Genomic DNA, 449 nt, shown 5'->3' with positions numbered 1-449 from the left:
GGGTCCATGACACCGCCGCGGATGTCCTTGATGAACCAGCCCTGCGCCGTGTTCACCACGGTCACCCGGTACGAGCGCTTCAGGGCCACCTCCGCCTTCGCGTCGTCGGCCCCTCCGCCGCCCCAGACGACCGTCACCCGTGCCGGGATCGCCTGGCCCTGGCTGTACGTGACCTTCTTGCCGGCCTCGGTGCCCTCGGGCGCCAGCGCCTGGACATCCTGGACCACCGGTGAGTTCAGCACGCCGGCCAGGCCCGAGACCGCCGCGGGGGTGGCGTCGGGGGTGGTGAAGCGGGTCAGGGCGGTGGTGTCGGACGCTGCCCACGCCTTGAAGTAACCGGCCAGGACCTGGTCCCTGAGCTGGGTGGAGAGTTCCTGGTCGATGACCTCTTCGCCCTTCTCCAGCGCGGGCGCGGTGTCGCGGATCGGCAGCGGCATCTCGCCGACGTT

The 449-nt window shown here is 70.8% G+C and carries 1 protein-coding gene; it reads right to left on the bottom strand.

Translation table 11 applies throughout. The features are described 5' to 3' along the window. Window positions 1-449 (bottom strand): conjugal transfer protein (locus G3I71_RS47520; protein WP_164325165.1); only part of this gene is annotated, 449 nt, incomplete at both ends.

Origin of the sequence: Streptomyces sp. SID12501 (assembly GCF_010550245.1) — a bacterium.
In the GTDB taxonomy this organism is placed as follows: domain Bacteria; phylum Actinomycetota; class Actinomycetes; order Streptomycetales; family Streptomycetaceae; genus Streptomyces.
The sequence above is the reverse complement of the archived record's forward strand: the minus strand, read 5'-3'. Positions and strand labels throughout refer to the sequence as shown.